Genomic DNA, 18569 nt, shown 5'->3' with positions numbered 1-18569 from the left:
CTGCAAGATGCAAACATGCTAGGATAACGAATACATACGTTGCCGGGCTTCTCCTGAAATGGGAGACCCGCGCAGCAGCCATTTGGAAAGAATAATGCAAAAGAGGTTGTCACATGCCGAATACGATTTTGATTGTGGAAGACGAACCTATTTTACGGGAAATCATGAAGGATTATCTTCTTGAGGAAGGATACGGGGTGCTCGAAGCCGCCGACGGCAAACAAGCGCTTGCGTTATTCCAGGAACATGAGGTCGATTTGATCATTTTGGACATCATGCTGCCGGAATTGGACGGCTGGTCCGTGTGCAAGAGGATCCGCAAGGCGTCAAACGTCCCGATCATCATGCTCACCGCCCGCTCGGACGAAGACGATACGCTCCTCGGATTCGAGCTCGGCGCCGACGATTACGTCACCAAGCCGTACAGCCCGCCGATCCTGCTTGCACGGGCGAAGCGGCTTTTGGACCGCCGGCAGGTTCGCGAACAGGATAGCGATACGCTGACTAGCAGCGGCATTGCGATTCATTTTCCGTCCCGCACCGTATCGGTCGTGGGGGAAAACTGCAGCTTAACGCATACCGAATTCGAGATTTTGGCCCATCTCATGAAAAACAAAGGAATAATCATCACCCGGGAGCAGCTGATCACGAAAATTTGGGGATATGATTTCGCAGGCGACGACCGCACGGTAAACAGCCATATCCGCAATCTCCGTTCCAAGCTGGGGGAGCATGCCAAACATATCGTCACGGTCGTACGTTCGGGGTATAAATTCGAGGAGCAGCCATGAAAAGGAGCATCGTGCTTAAGCTGTTCTTATTGACAGCGGGGTTGTGCCTGTTTCTGGTCGTCGTGATTTTCGCCTTTCAAACCGTGTTTTTCAAACAATTTTATGCCCATCAAAAGGTAAAGGATGTGCAGTCGGCGCTGCAAGCTTACGGACAGGACTACGTGAAACATGCCGCGAACGCGCAGCAGACGGCGAAGCTGGAGCAAGATTTTTACCAAAAGTATAATACATGGATCACGGAATTGGACTCCTTTGGAAATTTGCAACATACCGACGATTACTTTATGGAGATCAAGCTGGATCGTATGGACGACTACCCTGAGTTCTCCGGTCGCACGATCAAAGTCCCGCTCTACAGCTTTATTAACGTGGAAGATTTTTATAGCGATAACCAATTTATCACGCCTTGGATCAAGGAGGGCGAACCCATCGCCTTTGAAGGATTGATCATAAAAGAGCAGCTGGTTATCCAGCGGATGGCGAAATACCCATACAATCTGCGGGAGGAAGGCCAGTTGGAAAATCGGCAGATGGTCAACAAAGAGTACGAAGTCGTCAATCGGTACCCGAGCCCCCCGACCCAGTATCATGAAACTTATCCCAGCGTTTTGTTCACCGGGATGATTACGAAAGTCGAAATACCGGAAGGCGCAGGAGGCTCGCGCTACACGAACCACTTGTTTCTGGAGCGCATCAAAGCTTTCCAGGCCGATTTGCTTTACGGGGATTATGATCAAACGGCAGATGCGAAACCATTGCTGAATTACGAAGAAAACGGCGTGAGTTACAAAATATTCATCGATCCGCTCCAAGACGAGAAAGGGAAAACCGGATACCTGTTTGCGGTCACGTCGCTGCAGCCGGTGAACGAAGCTGCGGGGATGATCCGGCATTATTACGCCTACATTGCGGCCGGCGCGCTGCTGCTCGTGCTGCTTGCGTCGTTCTATTATTCGCGCCGGATCGCCCGGCCGCTGCTCCGCATCAACCGAACCGCGCAGCAAATGGCGGCGCTCGATTTCTCCGAAAAAATACCGGTTGCGACCAAAGACGAAATCGGCGATTTGTCGCGCAGCATCAACGAGCTTTCCGAGAAGCTGCACAGCCATATCGTCAGGCTGGAGCAGGACATCGAAAAGGAAAAGCAGCTCGAGCATACGCGGAAGGAATTTATCTCCGGGGTGTCGCATGAACTGAAGACTCCGCTAAGCGTCATCCAAAGCTGCTTGTCCGTGCTCAAGGACGGGATTGCCAGCCATAAGCGGGATCATTATTTTGCGGCGATGGAAGACGAAGTGAACCGGATGAACCTGCTGATCGGGGACATGCTGGAATTGGCCAAATACGAGTCCGGCACGTACAAAATGGAGATGGGACCGTTTGACATCGGCGCTGCCGTCGGGCGGATATGCGCCAAATTGGCGCCGGACATGGAGCAAAAAGGACTTCGCCTGCACATGTCGCTTCAACCGGCCGAAGTCGTCGGCAATGAGCTCCGGATCGGTCAGGTCCTGGTCAATTTTTTGACGAACGCGATCCGTTATACGCCCGAGGAAGGGACCGTTTTCGTCGCCGTCACGGAGGAAAGGGAACGGGTAAAAATAGGCATCGAAAACAAAGGCGCCCATATCCCGGAGGAGCAGCTGGGAAAAATATGGGACCGTTTCTACCGCGGGGAACCCTCCCGCCAGCGGTCGACCGGAGGTACGGGACTCGGCCTGGCCATCTCCAAAAAAATCCTGGAAATGCACGGCGTCCCTTACGGCGTCACCAACACGGAGGACGGGGTCCTGTTCTATTTTTATTTGAATAAAAAAACGTAAGATGAAGGCGCGAACTTCGGTTCTGCGCTTTTTCATTTTTATTTGATGACGATGATGACGTCTGCATCTCTTGCTACTAATCTTTATTGCAGATACCCATCAATATAAAAAGTTTTACGATCAACAGCAATTTGTAGACCGTAAGCTCCGCGATCAAATCGCCGAGGAAGGCATCAAAATCCGGGATTGGACGATCGATTCGAACGATTGGAAGCTGAAGGATCGCAATTTATAGCCGCAGGGCGGCGTTAAAAAGGAAGATTTGACGGAAGGAGCTATCTCTACGGGCCGATCGGTTCTTGGAGACAGCTCCTTTTTATCGTTTCGCATCGCAGCCCTCCGGAATCTATACATCGTTTTGATGCCATCTGCACTTGATCTTTATTTCGCACGATTAAACTATTTTTCGGAAGGAGGAGAGAGAGAATGAGAAAATCCGTGCTGATCGTGACTTGCTTGCTGTCCGTCGCGCTGATCGTCCTGCTTTATGGCATCCGTTCGGCAGGGTCAAGCCGCGGCAGCATCGATCTAAACCATCGAATGATAAGCTTTTTGGGCCAAAACGGCGCCGCATCCCATCCGCCGGGGACGCCTTATAAAGTCGTCATCGATCCCGGACACGGGGGCAAAGACCGCGGCGCGACCGGGGCGAGCGGAAATTTCGAGAAGGATTTTACGCTGCGGCTGGCGCTTAAAGTGGAGGAATTAGCGAAGAAGGAGACGGAAATCGAGGTTCATCTGACCCGGACGGATGACCGGTTCATATCTTCGGCGGACCGCGAAAGGCCGAAACTCGCCAACGATCTGGGGGCCGATTTGTTTATATCCATTCACGGCAATACGTACGAGGACGCAAGCGTTTCGGGGACGGAAACTTACTATTATCACGACGATTCCCTCCCTTTGGCCGAAATCATGCAAAAGCATGTCGTTCAAGGGAGCGGGTTTCGGGACCGGGGCGTCAAGAAAGAGAATTACTTCGTCGTGAAGGATACGGAGATGCCGGCCGTTTTGATTGAGACGGGGTATCTAACGAATCCGCAGGAAGAAGCGCAAATGCTGGGCGACGAGGCGCAGTACCGGATAGCCGGGTCCATCCTGGACGGTATCAAGGAATATCTGCAGCTGGATTAAACCATAGATGGAAATTCGATTCAAGGAAGGTAGATGGACATGAACAAAAAAATCGTAACGTCATTGCTCATCGGGAGCATCGCGGCAGCCCTGGCGGCATGCGGAAGCGATGCGCCGGAAAAACAGGCGCAAGAGACCGCTTCCCAAACGCAGGAACGGGGGAATGCTGCTGCATCCGCGCCGGAGGATTCGTATCAACGGACATTTGAAGATTGCGTGTTTCTGGGGGATTCCATTACGGAGGGGTTGTCCTTCCACGAGGTGCTCGACGAGAAAAACGTGCTGGCCGGCGCGGGGAAAACGGCGGAATTTTCGTTGGAGGACATCGGCGAGCTCACGAAGCGCAATCCAAATCAGGTGTTTATTCAATTGGGTTCGGATGACATTTTGTGGCCGACGGACGACCCCATAGCTTACTCCATGAAAAACTACGCGAAGCTGATCGGCAAGATCAAAGAAAAGCTTCCCCAAACCCGGATCACGCTGTTGTCGGTGACCCCGGTAACGGAGGAGGCCGTCAAGATGGAGCCGCGCTATCAAAATATCGGCCGCTACAATCAAGCCGTCAAAGAATTGGCCGGCAAGGAAGGCGCCTCTTTTGTCGATTTGTCGCCGATCTTTTCGGGCGGCTCCGATTTTTACGATGCCGATGGAATTCATTTCAAACCTGAATATTATACGAAATTGCTGGAGCTGTTAAAGGAGCAAGCGAAATAATATGGCGGCGGTTCAGTCCCTTATGGAGGTGACGCGGGTTGGTTTTTAGCAGTCTGATCTTTTTGTTTCTTTTTCTGCCCGGCACCCTGCTGGTTTATTATGCGTCGCCTAGGAAGCTTCGGAACGCCGTCCTCTTTGTCGCAAGCTTGATTTTTTATGCCTGGGGCGAACCCGTATACATTTTGATCATGGTGTTCTCGACGGCGTTTGATTACGTGAACGGTCTTTTGATCGAGAAGTACAGGCACCGAAAGGGGATCGCAAGGGCTGTATTCATCGGTTCGATGACGGGAAGCTTAGGCCTTCTCGGGTTCTTCAAATATGCCGGATTTCTCGCGGATAACATCAACGGGCTGTTTCATCTGCATCTGCAAACGGCCGATCTGCCGTTGCCGGTGGGCATCTCCTTTTATACGTTCCAAACGATGTCGTATGTCGTGGACGTATATCTTGGAAAAGCGCCCGCACAGAAAAATATCGTTGCTTTCGGGACGTACGTGACGATGTTCCCCCAGCTTGTCGCGGGTCCGATCGTCAAATACGGCGACATCGCCGGGCAGCTTGCTTCGCGCAGCGTCAGCTTGGCCCGCTTCGGCGAGGGGGCGGAGCTGTTCATGAAAGGCCTCGCCAAAAAAGTGCTGCTGGCCAACAACATCGGGTTGCTGTGGACAAGCGTCAAAGCGGAGCCGTTCGCCGAGCTTTCCGTCCTGTCCGCCTGGCTTGGGATCATCGCGTTTACGCTGCAGATTTATTTCGATTTCAGCGGGTATTCCGATATGGCGCGCGGCCTCGGCAAAATGTTCGGCTTCGATTTCATGGAAAACTTCCGCTACCCCTATATATCCAAAAGCGTCACGGAGTTTTGGCGCAGATGGCATATTTCGCTTGGCGCCTGGTTCCGGGAATATGTGTACATTCCGCTTGGCGGCAATCGTCAGGGCATGGCGAAGCAGCTTCGGAACGTGCTGGCCGTATGGTTTTTGACCGGTCTATGGCATGGCGCCAGCTGGAATTTTATCGTATGGGGATTGTATTTCGGTTTTTTCGTCATGATCGAAAAGCTGTTCCTGCTGCGGTGGCTAAGCCGTTGTCCGGCATGGTTCGGGCGTGTCTATACGCTGCTGATCGTCATCGTCGGCTGGGTATGGTTCGAAATGGAGCATTTGGCGGAAGCCGTTCAATTCATCGGCGTGCTGTTCGGCTTCGGCGGGCACGGTTTTGCGGACCGGCAGGCGCTGTACGCGCTGTCCGCGAATGCCGCGCTGTTTATCGTATTAGCCTTTTGCGCGACCCCGATTCCGGGCAAGATGCTCGCATTCGTGAAAACGAAATTTCAATGGGCCGGAGCTATCGCCGCTCCGCTCCTGTATTTCCTGTTCATGGCGTTGTCGACGGCTTACCTGGTCAACGAAACGTACAATCCGTTTTTATACTTTCGATTTTAAAGGAGGGCGGCCATGGACAAGTTCGAAAATTTCAACAAAAAAACGCCGGCGGTATTGCTGCTGCTGTTTATCGGCGTCATACTCGCACTGAATCTGGCTGCGCCGGACCGGACCTTTTCGGACTCGGAGAACCGCATGCTGAAGCAGCTGCCGCATTTTACGTTCGAATCGCTGCTTTCGGGCGCCTTTACTTCCGATTTCGAGGCTTACGTGTCCGATCAATTTGCCCTGCGCGACTTATGGATCGGAGCGAAAACCGACGCGGACCGCGCCATGGGAAAAAAAGAAAGCAACGGCGTTTACCTTGGAAAAGGCGGTTACCTGATCCAGAAGTTCGTCCCTCCGGCGGAAGGGGATTTGGAAGCCAAAATGCAAGCCATCCATGCGTTTGACCAAGCGACGCCAGGCTTGCGCAAATATGCGATGATCGTGCCGACGGCAGCGGCCTTGCTTCAAGACAAGCTGCCGAGATACGCCGAAACCGGCGCCGAGGAGGTTTATTTAGGAAAGGTCCGGCAGATGATGCCTCCCGGCATCCGTTTTGTCGATGTGTTCCCCGCATTATATGCTGTACGGGAGCAGCCCATTTTTTATCGAACCGACCACCACTGGACGACGAAAGGGGCTTATGCCGCCTATCTGGAGCTGTGCAAGCACATGGGGCTGAACGCGCAAAAAGAAGAGGATTTTCACATCCGGCAGGCCACCGGCACGTTTTTCGGCTCGCTGTATTCCAAAAGCGGGTTCAGGCATGTGCAGCCCGACTCCGTCCAGCTCTATATGCCAAAGCATCCGGAAGCCTATACCGTCTCGTATGTCGACGAAGGGCGGACCACCGATTCGTTGTATGCGATGGACCAGCTGCAGGAGAAGGATAAATATGCGGTCTTTTTGAACGGCAACCACGCGCTGGTTCGGATCCAAACGGGTCAGAAGAACGGGAGAAAGCTGCTGGTCGTCAAGGATTCGTACGCAAACAGCTTCGTTCCGTTTTTGCTCATGCATTTCGGCGAAATTGACGTGGTGGATCTTCGTTACTACGAGGGCGATCTGGCGGCTTTGGTGAAGGAACGCGGCATTCGGGAGATGCTGCTGTTATACAACGCAATCACGTTTTGCGAAGACCCATCCATCAAACACATATCGGAGTGATTTTATGAATACGCCATGGAAAGGAAAAACATGGGGCTGGCTTGCCGCCATCCTCGCAATCGCCGTCGTCATCGGTCTGTTATCCGGGTGCGAAGGGGGGAGGGGCCAAGGAACCGCCGCGACGTCCCTCGATGAAATAGGGGAAAAGGTCGGACAATCGGCAGATTTGAAAGAAATGAAAAAGGGAGACCTGAAAAAGCTGCAGAAATTGTACAATATCGATCCGGACGCCGTTGACGGCTTCATCCTCTACACGTCGAACTCGAACGTCAGAGCGGATGAATGGGCAGTGATCCAACTGAAGGATCCGCAGCAGGCGGAAAACGTCAAAGCCGGCATCGGGCAGCGGATTGCCGCGCAAAAAATCAAATTCAAGGATTACCGCCCCAACGAGTTTTTTCTGGTGGAAAACCATGTGCTGAAAACCAAAGGTTCGTTCGTCTTTTTTGCTGTCTCTCAGGAAGCGGAGCAAATGGAAAAAGCGTTCGACGATGCGTTTTGATGCTTTTTGACTGGATAGATGCACAGATGGATATCAAATGATCATAGTTTGCTGCCATAGGGCCAGCGATAAATACAATTGCAACGAAGCCGCGAAACTGCGCGGCTTTTTTTCACGGGAGCAGAGATTCAGGAACCTGACGACAGCGATTCGGAACGTTCCCTGCCCGGTTCACAATACCTGCTTGGCAGGCTGCACGGTTTCTGACTGATTTTTTTGACATTGCAAGGAAAAGTATGGAAAATGGGAACAAATGTGTGGTAAAATCAGATCAATTTAAAAGCATTTGACGAATCATAGGATTTCATTTTGATCATATGGAGCCGAACGATGACGACACCCCTTTATTCTACTTTTCCCCATGACCTCGAAGGAATGTTGACGGACGTGAGACCGGAACTGCTTCGTTACTGCCGATCCCTGACGGGCAAGGAATGGGAGGCCGAAGATCTGGCGCAGGAGACGTTGATCCGCGTCCTGTGCCGCCATGCAAAAATGCCGGGAATCAAGGTGAACAAGCCTTACGTGTTCCGGATAGCCCGGAATCTTTGGATCGACCGCTGCCGCCTTGGCCGCCGCCAGACATCCGTATCCTTCGAAGAGCTGGATCCTTGTGCCGCACCGGCAGCCCCGGCCGAATCGGACTTCCTCATCACTCGCGAGCTTCTGGAGGAGCTGATGTACCGTCTGACGCCCAAACCTTTTGTCATCGTATTGCTGTGCGACGTGTTCGGCATGACCGCCAAAGAAGCGGGGCGCTGCATCGACGCGGCGGAAGTATCGGTGCAGGTTGCCCTTTCGAGGGCTCGAAAACGGTTGCGCCGTCTCGCGCTCCAGGAACCGGAGGGACCTCCCGACGGCGGTTTCCCGCACCGGAAAAGCCCCGAAGCGGTACACGCCAAACTGCTCTCTTCCGTGGCCGAAGCATTTCGCCGTTACGATCCCCGGCTGATTTACGAGGCCTACTTGCATCTGTTTGAACATGGCTGCCGGATCGCGGAAATCCATGCGAAAGGCTGCCGGTGCTTTTTGACGCTCCATGATCCGGACGGCAATCTGCTGATGATCAGCGAATCATTTATTTGAGAAACTTTTGCAGCCATGTATGGTTTGAGGCTTATTCATCGTTATTCATATGAAGTAAGCAGATCCGATCGAAAGGAGGAACTCCATGCCGCCCGTGCTAACGATGATGGAGTGCACCGGCAGGGGCATTCTGCCGGTTCCGGATGCCAGGCTGGCAGCGGAATGGTACGCCGGCGAATTCGAATTTCAAATCGCGCGGCGGGGCAGCAGAGAAATCGATTTAATGCTCGGCGAGGGAGAAATATCAATTACCATGATCCGCATGGAGGAAAGGATACATCGTAAAACGTTGCAAGGTCTGAGGCTACAAATTTAGGAAAGGGAGGTGGTTCTTATTGGTTAATCATGGCCATGGCGTTCAGGCTGCTGCCGGCATCCCGCTTGCGAACCGGGTAGCCAGCGTGTTCGTGCACGTGACGGATCTGCGCACGTCGGCGGAATGGTACAGCCGTTTATTGGGACTGCCGCTGATGGAGGAACGGCTGAACGGAGGACCCGTCTATTGGTTTGATTTTCAAGGCACGCATTTGATTCTCGATTCGAACCGCGTGAACCGGCAAAACCCCGGTTGGGACGAAGGGATGATGCCTCGCATCATGTTCGCGGCGAAAGAGATCGACGCAGCCTTTAGGCATGTGCGGGAAAAAGGCGGCGAAACGATCGATGAGCCGGAAAGGCACGGCACGATGGCCTTCTTCAATTTCCGCGATCCGGAGGGGAACGTCCATATGGCGTGCTGGGCTGAGCACGCGGGGGAGGCGTTGCCACCCGAGCCGAGCAACGTTAGTCCGATTTTGCCGCGCGTCGGAGGCGTGTTCGTCGACGTGAAGAACATGCCGGAGGCTGCGCGCTGGTATTCCGATCTTTTGGGCGTGCCTTTTGACGGATCGGCTGCAGAGGAACGCATCTATTCCGTGCCGACGGATTCCGGCGCCGCGCTGCTGCTCGATCATAACCGTTATTTAAATCGGGAGTCGTTTACGGAAGTGTTTTATTTCGAGACGGACGATTTCGATGCGGCCTTCGCATTCGCCCGAGACCAGGGGTTTCAGATTGCGGGCGAACCCTGCCGCTTTCCGGATCTGAGCGAGTTTGCCCTCTTGGATCCCGATGGCAACCGCATCGTCGTCGCGCATATGCATATTTAATCGAAAAGGAGAAGTGAAACCGTGTCCAAGCAAATCAGCAGTTCATTAACCGTATTATCCGTATCCGATTTGGTACGCTCCAGGCAGTATTACCGGGAGGTTCTTGGTTTCGACGTGACGGACTGGTGGGCCGAACGCGACGGACTCACCGGGCTTGCGCTCAAACTTCATCAGGCTCCGGACCCGGCCGCCGTACATCCGAACCCGCCTGAACCGGGAGCGGAGCTTGGCATCGATGTTTCCGCCTATGTCGATACATGGGCCGCGCTGGACAGCCTCTACGAAGAATTCAAGTCCAAAGGCGCCGTCATCGCCCAAGAACCGGTCATCTACGCAGAAGGCGGACCCTGGAAGGAATTCGTGATCGCCGATCCGGACGGGTATCATCTGGCGTTTGGCGGGATCGACGGCAGCCGGGCCCATTGCAGCATCGATCCGCATATTCAAGCCGCATTTTTGTGGGTGCGGGACTTGAACCGCGCAGTGGAGCGGTATGCCAAGCTGATGGGGCTGGAGGTCAGGGCGGAGGACCGTTTCGATCATCTGCACGTGTTTCATCTGAATAACGGGGCGGAGCTCATTTTGGATTCCAACGGGATGGAGGACGTGCCGATTCCCGAGCGGGGGCCGGTTCTTTTTCAATTGGGCACGTACAATATCGAAAAAGCCGCTAAAGAAGCGGAGGAAATCGGCTTCGAGATCGTTTACGGCATTCAAAGGCTCCCCCGCGTGTCGTTTTTTAACATTCGGGACGAGGACGGGAATATCGTGATGGTTTGCCAGCAGCATGCGGGGCTGGCGTCGTGAACGTGGAAATCGTAGAAATCCCGGAAATGAAAGCCGCGGTTCTGCGGGTTCCTAGAGACGGAAAACGGGTTCGCGAAGCTTGGGCCAGAGTCACCGCATGGCTTGACGGACATCCGGCGGTGGCGGAACGGGAGCACGGAGTCTTCATTCCGGAGTGGCAGTGTGCGACGGAAGTGACCACGCGCGAAGGTTCCTTCGGGTTCGAAATGAACTGCATCCGTTGAATCCGTTTGACGTTCCGGCGGACGAAATCGACGGGATCCCGGTCATGGCGCTGCTGGGGCTATATTTGAAGACAAAATAGAAAGGACGATTTCCAAGGTCAATCGACTTGCCCGGAATATCGTCCTTTTGTTTTCCATCCAAGGTTATTTCTACTCAAAAGCTTACAAAAAACATTAGTTTACTTGACATTAATCGCTAGTCAAAATATAATCACAAACATAAAGTAATTAACTTACAAAAATAACGCTATGTCCAATAGGTTATCAGGGAGGAATTCTTATCATGACAAAAAAACAAGAAATCGGCGCGTTGTTGTTGAGGATTTTTTTAGGCGCTGCCTTTTTCGCCCACGGTTTGGCTAAGTTCCAAGGAGGCATCGGCAACACGGCCGCATTTTTCGAAAGCTTGGGTCTGCCGGGTTTTGCGGCTTACATCGTGGCGACGATCGAGCTCATCGGCGGAGCCGCCATGATTCTCGGGATTGGAACGCGGGTGATCGCGTGCTTGTTTGTCTTGATTATGGCCGGAGCAATCTTCAAGGTAAAACTGGCCGCAGGTTTTTTGGGGAGCAACCAATCTCCGGGATACGAAATCGACCTGGCGCTGCTGATCATTTCCGTGTACTTCATCATCGGCAACCGCTCATCGCTCGCATTGGATAATCTCATTTTTCGATCGAAACAACAATAAATCAAAACGGAGGACTCGGCGTAACATGAACTTTCATCGTAAACCGCACACCTTTATCGGCCAGGTGGACTTAAAAGTTTCCAATTTGGAGCGTTCGCTTGCCTTTTATCAATATGTGATCGGATTTCGCGTTTTGGAGCAGTCCGACGGAAAAGCGATCTTGACGGCGGACGGCAAAACCCCGCTGTTATCGATCGAACAACCCGGACAGGTTTCGCCGAAACAGCCGCGCACGACAGGCCTGTACCATTTTGCGCTCCTGCTGCCGAAGCGGTCCGATTTGGCCCGCGTGCTGCAGCATTTTATCCAGCACCAGATTCCGCTTCAAGGGGCGTCGGATCATTTGGTCAGCGAAGCCCTGTATTTGGCGGACCCGGACGGCAACGGCATCGAAATATATGCCGACCGGCCGTCATCGTCATGGGCGTGGGCCAACGGGCAGGTCGTCATGGATACCCGGGCCCTTGATATTCGCGATCTTTTGCAGGAAGGGGAGGGAGCCCAATGGGACGGCCTTCCTGCGGAGACGTTGATGGGGCACATCCATCTGCATGTCTCTTCTTTGCAGGAGGCCGAAACATTTTATGGCCATGGGCTGGGCTTCGATGTCGTCAGCCGGCTTGGCAACCAGGCGTTATTTATCTCGACGGGCCGGTATCACCATCATATCGGGTTAAATACCTGGAACGGGGTAGGCGCTCCTGCGCCCGCGGAAAACAGCGCCGGGTTGGCTTCCTTCGATATCGTATTTCCGGACGAGGAAGCGAGAAAAAGCGCCGTTCGGCGGCTGAAGGCCATGGGTGTTACCGTTCATGAAAGCCAAGCTGCCTGGATTACGGAAGATCCGTCCCATAACCGGATCCGGCTGTTGATTTAAACCGGCCAATACGGATTGATTCAAGCCCATTTGCAGGCATTAGGCCATGCGATGGGTTTTTTTCTGGTTTCTAACATTTATTAGCCAAGTGATTAAATTCAATGATTGTATTGATGAACATTGTCCATTACAATAAGACAAACCAAACTACCATACTAGTTATACTAGTGTGCCTTTGATGGAGCATGCGCCATGGGGAGGGGAAACGTTTGAGCATCACCGTACAGAATGTGATCGACAAACTGCATCGTGCATTCGGGCCATACGAAACCACGGTGGACGGCATCGTTGCGGGAAGCGGCCAAACGGCCGTCCGCGGCATCGCGGTATCGTTTGTCGCCTCTTACGAAGCGATCAAGGAAGCGGCGGCGCTTGGCGCCAATTTGCTGATTACCCACGAAGGGGCGTTTTACCGCCATCAGGAAGGCGGGAGGGGGACGGCCGATCGCAGCCGGGTTCGACTCATGAAGGAGAGTTACATTCAATCGGCAGGAATGGCGATCTATCGGTATCATGACCATCCGCACCGGACAAATCCCGATTTGATCACCCGGGGACTGCTTCGTGCATTGGAGTGGGAGCGGTACCAGCACGACTATGCCGATGCCGCGGTTGTGGTGACCCTGCCGGAAGCGCGCCGGATTCGCGAGATCGCGTCCCATGTCAAAAGCAAACTTCATCTTCCCTACCTGCGCGCGGCAGGGAGCATGGAAACCGCCTGTCAAACCATCGGCATCGCCGTAGGATACCGGGGGGGCGGCGAGGTAGCCATTCCTCTGTACGAGAGAGCGGAAGTCGATCTCCTGCTCGCCGGGGAAGGTCCCGAATGGGAAACGCCGGAATACGTCCGGGATGCGGCCGCCCAAGGCATCGGCCGTTCGTTGTTCGTATTGGGTCATGCGGCCAGCGAAGAGCCGGGCATGGAACTGCTGGCGGAACTGATCGGGGATCTGTTCCCCGGCATGCCGGTTCATTTTGTCCGGACGCCGTCGCCGCTGCTAATCATATGAATGAATACCCTACGAAGCGAATGCAGAAAGAGGTTGCCGTATGTCCATGGAACAAAAGATCAAAGGATCGACCCGGGATTACTCCTATCAATTGTTGAGGAACAAAATCATGCATCTGGAGATTGAGCCGGGAACGAAAATTTCGGAAAAAGAGATCGCCAACGAGCTGAACGTCAGCCGGACGCCCGTTCGGGAAGCCTTCATGAAACTGGCGGAGGAGGAGCTGCTCGACATCATCCCGCAGAGCGGCACCATCGTTTCCCGAATCAATCTGAGGCATGTCGAGGAAGGCCGTTTTATCCGGGAAAAAATCGAAAAAGAGATCGTGGCGCTGGCTTGCGGACAGTTCGGGGATGATTTTCGCTTTCGCATGGAAGCCAACATCGCGATGCAGGAGGTTTGCGCCTCCCAAAACAATGTTTGCAAGCTGTACGAATTGGATGAGGAATTCCATCAAATTTTGTTTGAAGCTTCGGGGAAGCAACGAACCTGGAAAATGCTGCAGCAGCTGAATATCCATTTCAACCGGCTCCGGCTGCTGCGTCTGTCGAAGGACTCCCACTGGGAGCATATCATCCAGCAGCATAAAGAAATGTACCAGCTCATCATACGGCAGGAGAAGGAGCAAGCCGTGCAAATCATGGAAAACCATTTGCGGCTTGTCGTAATCGAACAGGACATGTTGAAGGAAAAGTACCCGCACTACTTTATCTAAAGCAATGCATAGAGGAGAAACGAAAGGGGAAACGAAAATGACGCTTGATAAAAACGATAAGCTTCCTTATTCGGATGCCGATCCCTGCTGGTTGAGGTATACGAAAAATGAATCCCTTGAAGGCATCCCGCGTTTGGCCAAAATTACCGTCCATGGCTCGTCGGAACAAATCCGTTCGGCGCTGGCGGAGCTTGTTTACGGCATGACGGAGATGACCGGGTCGGTGCCGGAAACGGCGGAAGATCCGAACGGCCTTGAAGCGAACGTCGTCCGGCTCGTCCAATTCGACGAGGCTTTGCCGGAACGGTTGCGGGAACTGGCGCCATTACACGACTTGCACGAGGAAGGTTATGTCATCCGGTCCGTCCCGGAAAACGGGGGGGAGTCGATTCTCGTAGCGGGAAAATCCGGCAAAGGCGTACTGTACGGCACATTCCATTTATTGAGGTTGATGCAAACCGGAGATTTGCGGAGCGGACTGCAAATTCTGGAAAATCCGCGGAACGGGCTCCGCATGATGAACCACTGGGACAACATGGACGGCTCGATCGAACGCGGATACGCCGGGCAATCGATCTTTTTCAAGGATAACGAGTTTGTTCGGGACCAGGCTCGGATCAGGGATTATGCGAGGCTGGTGGCTTCCGTCGGCATTAACGGCGTGGCCATTAATAACGTGAATGTTCACAAGACCGAAACGCAGCTGATCACGTCCCGGTTTTTGCCGGACGTGGCGGAGGTGGCCGGGATTTTCCGCCGGTACGGAATCGCCTTGTTCCTCAGCGTCAATTATGCGAGCCCGATCGAGCTGGGAGGACTGGATACGGCCGATCCTCTCGACTCCCGCGTGCGGGCATGGTGGAAGGAAAAGGCCGCCGAAATTTACGGGCACATCCCCGATTTCGGAGGATTTGTGGTGAAAGCGGATTCGGAGCACCGGCCCGGCCCCTTTACCTACAACCGGACGCATGCGGACGGCTCGAACATGCTTGCGGAGGCGCTCGAACCGTACGGCGGCATCGTTGTCTGGAGATGTTTCGTCTATAACTGCCTTCAGGACTGGAGAGACCGCACGACCGACCGGGCCAGAGCCGCCTATGACCACTTCAAGCCGCTGGACGGGCAGTTCAAGCAAAACGTCGTTTTGCAAATCAAAAACGGGCCGATGGATTTTCAGGTCAGGGAGCCGGTTTCCCCGCTATTCGGCGCGATGCCGGAGACCAACCAAATGGCGGAGTTTCAAATCACGCAGGAATACACGGGCCAGCAAAAACATTTATGTTATCTCGTTCCGCAGTGGAAGGAGGTGCTTGACTTCGATACTTTTGCGCGGGGCAGAGGTACCGAAGTAAAAAAGATCGTCGCCGGAGAAACGTACCCTTATGCACATTCCGGGATGGCGGCAGTCATCAACGTGGGAGACGATCCGAATTGGACCGGGCATACGCTGGCGCAGGCCAATCTTTACGGCTTCGGGCGGTTGGCGTGGAATCCGGACCTTTCGGAAGAGGCGATCACGGCGGAGTGGATCCGGCTCACATTCGGCAAAGATGAAAAGGTTTATCAAGTCTTGCGTTCCATGCTTGCCGAATCCTGGCGGGTATACGAAAGTTATACGTCGCCGCTCGGGATCGGATGGATGGTGAACCCGGGGCATCACTACGGGCCGAACGTCGACGGTTACGAATATTCCGTGTGGGGGACGTATCATTATGCCGATTGCCGCGGCATGGGCGTGAATCGGACCGTGAAGGACGGAACGGGGTACACGTCGCAGTATTTTCCCGAAAACATGGAGCGTTACGAATCGCCGGAGACTTGTCCGGACGAGCTGCTGCTTTTTTTCCATCACGTGCCGTACACCCATACGCTGCATTCAGGCAAAACGGTCATTCAACATATTTATGACAGCCACTTCGAAGGGGTGGAAGGCGTGGAGGCTTTCATCGAACGTTGGCAAGGCCTCGAAGGGCGAATCGATGCGAAACGCCATGCACAGGTGATGGAACGGCTTCGGATTCAGCTCGCGAATGCCAGGGAGTGGAGAGATGTCGTCAACACGTACTTTTTCCGGAAGTCGGGAATCGAAGACCGTCACGGCCGCCCGATCTATTAAGCTTCGGACCTCTGGCCGCAGGATAAGACCGATCTATAAAAGGTAAGGAACTTTCAAGATGCAGGATATGTTGCGTTTGGCCGCAAATCTTCTGCATTTTTCATGATTTTTGAAGTGGAAAGTTGAACCATTTTTGCTAGTCATACGTACTAACTTATGAGATTCCCAACTCCAAGGAGGTATGTTATATGAGGAAAAAGAAGTTCATCTGGCTGCTGGCCGCCGCGCTTGCGCTGACTCCGCTGGTGCCGACCGGGGCGCTTGCATCCGAAAGCAAAGCTGTCGCAGCGGTTCAAGGGCTTGAGAAATTCGCTGCCGAAAAAGCCGCGCTGCTTACCGAAAAATACGGGACGACCAGCGTCCAATATGCGCTCATCGACGGCGGCACGATATTGGCTTCGGGTCAAACGGGCCTCAACGATCCGGCAAGGAAGATTCCGCTGACCAAGGATACGATGTACGGCATCGGTTCCACCAGCAAGATGTTTACGACAGCGGCCGTTATGAAGCTGGTCGATGAGGGCAAAATCGATCTGGATACCCCGGTTGTGAAGTACATAACCGATTTTACAATGAAGGACGAACGGTATAAGCAAATTACGCCGCGCATGCTGCTCAACCATTCTTCGGGCCTGCAGGGGTCCAGCCTCGGCAATGCTTTCCTGTTCAACGATCAAGACACGTACGCGCATGACACGCTGCTTAAACAGCTGGCATCGCAACGGCTCAAGGCCGATCCGGGCGCCTTTTCCGTATACTGCAACGACGGGTTCACGCTGGCCGAAATTCTCGTCGAAAGAGTCAGCGGCATGAATTTTACCGCATTCATCCATCAGCATTTTACCGGCCCGCTGTCCATGGATCATACGAAAACTTCGCAGGATCCCCTGGGGCAAGGCAAGTTTGCCGGGCTTTATTATCCGGGATTTGACGCGCAGCTTCCCAATGAAACGGTCAACGTGATCGGCACGGGCGGAATCTACTCGACGGCGGAGGATCTGGCGCGATTTTCGCAGCTGTTTACGGGACAACAACAAGGAATTTTATCGGAAAAGTCGATTCAAGCCATGCAGCAGGAGGAATACAAAAAAGGACTGTGGCCTAAAGACGCCGACAATTCCGTCGATTACGGGCTCGGCTGGGACAGTGTAAGGCTGTATCCGTTTAACGACTACGGCATCAAGGCTTTGGTCAAGGGCGGCGACACCGTTTTGTACCATGCTTCATTGGTCGTGCTTCCGGAGCAGAACATGGCCGCTGCCGTCTTGTCTTCCGGGGGGAGCAGTTCGACGAACCAGATGCTGGCCTCTGAACTGCTGCTGCAAGCGTTGAAGGAAAAGGGAGCGATCCAAGCGATCAAGCCCGAGAAGTCGTTCGGCAAGCCGGTAAAGGCCGACATGCCAAGCGAAGTGAAAAATTACGCAGGATATTACGGCGCCTTGGGCCAACAAATCCGCGTCGCCATCCATAACGGCGAGCTTACGCTGTCGATGCCAGGCGCGTTTGGGGCTCCCGAACAAAAATTCGTCTACACGGCGGACGGGACATTCGTGAACGCGGAAGGAACCGCGAAGCTTGCTTTCGTCAAGGAGAAAAACGGACGCACGTACCTGTGGGACCGGGAATACACCAGCATACCGGGTTTAGGGCAAATCGCCGTATCCCAATACCTGGCGGAAAAGCTTGAAGAGCACCCGATCTCCAAGGAAGCCGAAAAAGCGTGGTCGAAACGCGAGGGCCAAACGTACTATCCGATCAACGAGAAATTCGATTCGCTGATATACATGATGAAGCCTTCGGTCGAAATCACCCGCGCCGATGATTTGAAAGGATACTTCGGAGACAGGCAAATTACCGGCCCCGACACGGCGGCAAGCCAGCTGCAGATTCCGGCCATGAGCGGCCGCGATCAGGCGGAATTCCATTTTTATAAGGAGAACGGCACGGAGTACCTGGAGGCAGCCGGGGGACTTTACGTCAGCGGTGAAAAGATAAAAGCGCTCTATAAAGGGAAACAGTCCACGGTGACGATCCAGCCTGACGGCTACGCCAAGTGGTTCACCATTCCGGATGGGGCGGCCGGAAAACAAATGACGGTCAACATGCCGGCACGGGGTTCGTATGCGGTCTATGACGAAAAGGGAACCTGCATGAACTTCACCGTCGCCACGGGGAAAAACGAAGTCGTTCTGCCGAAGAACGGAACCGTCGTTTTTGCCGGGGAAGCGGGTTCGACCTTCGGCATTACGTTAAAAAAGTAGTCCATCTTTAACTGGTTTATGCGCAAAAAGGCGGGGCACCGGAATACATACCGGGATGTCCGCCTTTTTT

General features: G+C 53.6%; 19 protein-coding genes. 18 read left to right on the top strand and 1 reads right to left on the bottom strand.

Annotation, left to right across the window (positions count from 1 at the left end):
• The first annotated feature begins 113 nt into the window (after window positions 1-113).
• Both NYE48_RS15090 and NYE48_RS15085 read left to right on the top strand, forming a co-directional pair.
• Complete coding sequence (locus NYE48_RS15090; RefSeq protein WP_340999246.1) at window positions 114-791, top strand: response regulator transcription factor; 678 nt, start codon at window positions 114-116, stop codon at window positions 789-791.
• A complete protein-coding gene (locus NYE48_RS15085) occupies window positions 788-2614 on the top strand; it encodes a HAMP domain-containing sensor histidine kinase (RefSeq protein WP_340999245.1) in 1827 nt (608 codons plus the stop codon). The genes NYE48_RS15090 and NYE48_RS15085 overlap by 4 nt, the downstream gene beginning before the upstream one ends.
• 153 nt (window positions 2615-2767) lie before the next feature.
• Here the strand turns inward: NYE48_RS15085 and NYE48_RS15080 are convergent, their stop codons facing one another.
• Window positions 2768-2944 (bottom strand): hypothetical protein, encoded by a 177-nt coding sequence (locus NYE48_RS15080; RefSeq protein ID WP_340999244.1) that lies wholly within the window; start codon window positions 2942-2944, stop codon window positions 2768-2770.
• Window positions 2945-3040: 96 nt separating this feature from the next.
• Here NYE48_RS15080 and NYE48_RS15075 point away from each other — a divergent pair, with 96 nt between their 5' ends.
• The 16 genes from NYE48_RS15075 to NYE48_RS15000 all read left to right on the top strand — a co-directional run bounded on the left by NYE48_RS15075 (window position 3041) and on the right by NYE48_RS15000 (window position 18499).
• Window positions 3041-3748: an N-acetylmuramoyl-L-alanine amidase family protein gene (locus NYE48_RS15075; protein WP_340999243.1), complete on the top strand. Its 708-nt coding sequence runs from the start codon at window positions 3041-3043 to the stop codon at window positions 3746-3748.
• A 39-nt stretch (window positions 3749-3787) separates the two neighbouring features.
• On the top strand, window positions 3788-4465 hold the full coding sequence (locus NYE48_RS15070; RefSeq protein ID WP_340999242.1) for an SGNH/GDSL hydrolase family protein: 678 nt from the start codon (window positions 3788-3790) through the stop codon (window positions 4463-4465).
• A 38-nt stretch (window positions 4466-4503) separates the two neighbouring features.
• Window positions 4504-5910 carry an MBOAT family O-acyltransferase gene (locus NYE48_RS15065; protein WP_340999241.1) on the top strand — a complete coding sequence of 469 codons (1407 nt, stop codon included), beginning with the start codon at window positions 4504-4506 and terminating at the stop codon, window positions 5908-5910.
• Window positions 5911-5922: 12 nt separating this feature from the next.
• A complete protein-coding gene (locus NYE48_RS15060) occupies window positions 5923-7062 on the top strand; it encodes a DHHW family protein (RefSeq protein ID WP_340999240.1) in 1140 nt (379 codons plus the stop codon).
• Between the two features lie 4 nt (window positions 7063-7066).
• Entirely contained in the window at window positions 7067-7564 is a 498-nt protein-coding gene (locus NYE48_RS15055; protein ID WP_036713780.1) for a DUF4358 domain-containing protein, read from the top strand.
• A gap of 330 nt (window positions 7565-7894) precedes the next feature.
• Window positions 7895-8650, top strand: coding sequence for an RNA polymerase sigma factor (locus NYE48_RS15050; protein WP_340999239.1), 756 nt, complete (start codon window positions 7895-7897; stop codon window positions 8648-8650).
• Between the two features lie 85 nt (window positions 8651-8735).
• Window positions 8736-8966: a hypothetical protein gene (locus NYE48_RS15045; RefSeq protein WP_340999238.1), complete on the top strand. Its 231-nt coding sequence runs from the start codon at window positions 8736-8738 to the stop codon at window positions 8964-8966.
• 19 nt (window positions 8967-8985) lie between these two features.
• Window positions 8986-9798 (top strand): VOC family protein, encoded by an 813-nt coding sequence (locus NYE48_RS15040; RefSeq protein ID WP_340999237.1) that lies wholly within the window; start codon window positions 8986-8988, stop codon window positions 9796-9798.
• 21 nt (window positions 9799-9819) lie between these two features.
• Window positions 9820-10605, top strand: a complete 786-nt coding sequence (locus tag NYE48_RS15035; RefSeq protein ID WP_340999236.1) for a VOC family protein — start codon at window positions 9820-9822, stop codon at window positions 10603-10605.
• 2 nt (window positions 10606-10607) lie between these two features.
• A complete protein-coding gene (locus NYE48_RS15030; RefSeq protein WP_340999235.1) occupies window positions 10608-10829 on the top strand; it encodes a hypothetical protein in 222 nt (73 codons plus the stop codon).
• 283 nt (window positions 10830-11112) lie between these two features.
• On the top strand, window positions 11113-11520 hold the full coding sequence (locus NYE48_RS15025; RefSeq protein WP_340999234.1) for a DoxX family protein: 408 nt from the start codon (window positions 11113-11115) through the stop codon (window positions 11518-11520).
• 25 nt (window positions 11521-11545) lie between these two features.
• Window positions 11546-12397, top strand: a complete 852-nt coding sequence (locus NYE48_RS15020) for a VOC family protein (RefSeq protein ID WP_212950746.1) — start codon at window positions 11546-11548, stop codon at window positions 12395-12397.
• A gap of 209 nt (window positions 12398-12606) precedes the next feature.
• Window positions 12607-13407 (top strand): Nif3-like dinuclear metal center hexameric protein, encoded by an 801-nt coding sequence (locus tag NYE48_RS15015; RefSeq protein WP_212950748.1) that lies wholly within the window; start codon window positions 12607-12609, stop codon window positions 13405-13407.
• A 40-nt stretch (window positions 13408-13447) separates the two neighbouring features.
• A complete protein-coding gene (locus tag NYE48_RS15010) occupies window positions 13448-14122 on the top strand; it encodes a GntR family transcriptional regulator (protein ID WP_212950750.1) in 675 nt (224 codons plus the stop codon).
• A gap of 37 nt (window positions 14123-14159) precedes the next feature.
• Complete coding sequence (locus NYE48_RS15005; RefSeq protein ID WP_340999233.1) at window positions 14160-16238, top strand: alpha-glucuronidase family glycosyl hydrolase; 2079 nt, start codon at window positions 14160-14162, stop codon at window positions 16236-16238.
• A 188-nt stretch (window positions 16239-16426) separates the two neighbouring features.
• The gene (locus tag NYE48_RS15000) at window positions 16427-18499 is read left to right on the top strand and encodes a serine hydrolase domain-containing protein (protein ID WP_340999232.1); all 2073 of its coding nucleotides are present in this window, start codon (window positions 16427-16429) and stop codon (window positions 18497-18499) included.
• The last annotated feature ends 70 nt before the right edge of the window (window positions 18500-18569 follow it).

This window comes from Paenibacillus sp. FSL M7-1455, from assembly GCF_038004655.1.
GTDB lineage: Bacteria > Bacillota > Bacilli > Paenibacillales > Paenibacillaceae > Paenibacillus_AQ > Paenibacillus_AQ cookii.
Note: the sequence above shows the minus strand (reverse complement) of the source record. Positions and strands in the feature narration are given on the sequence as shown.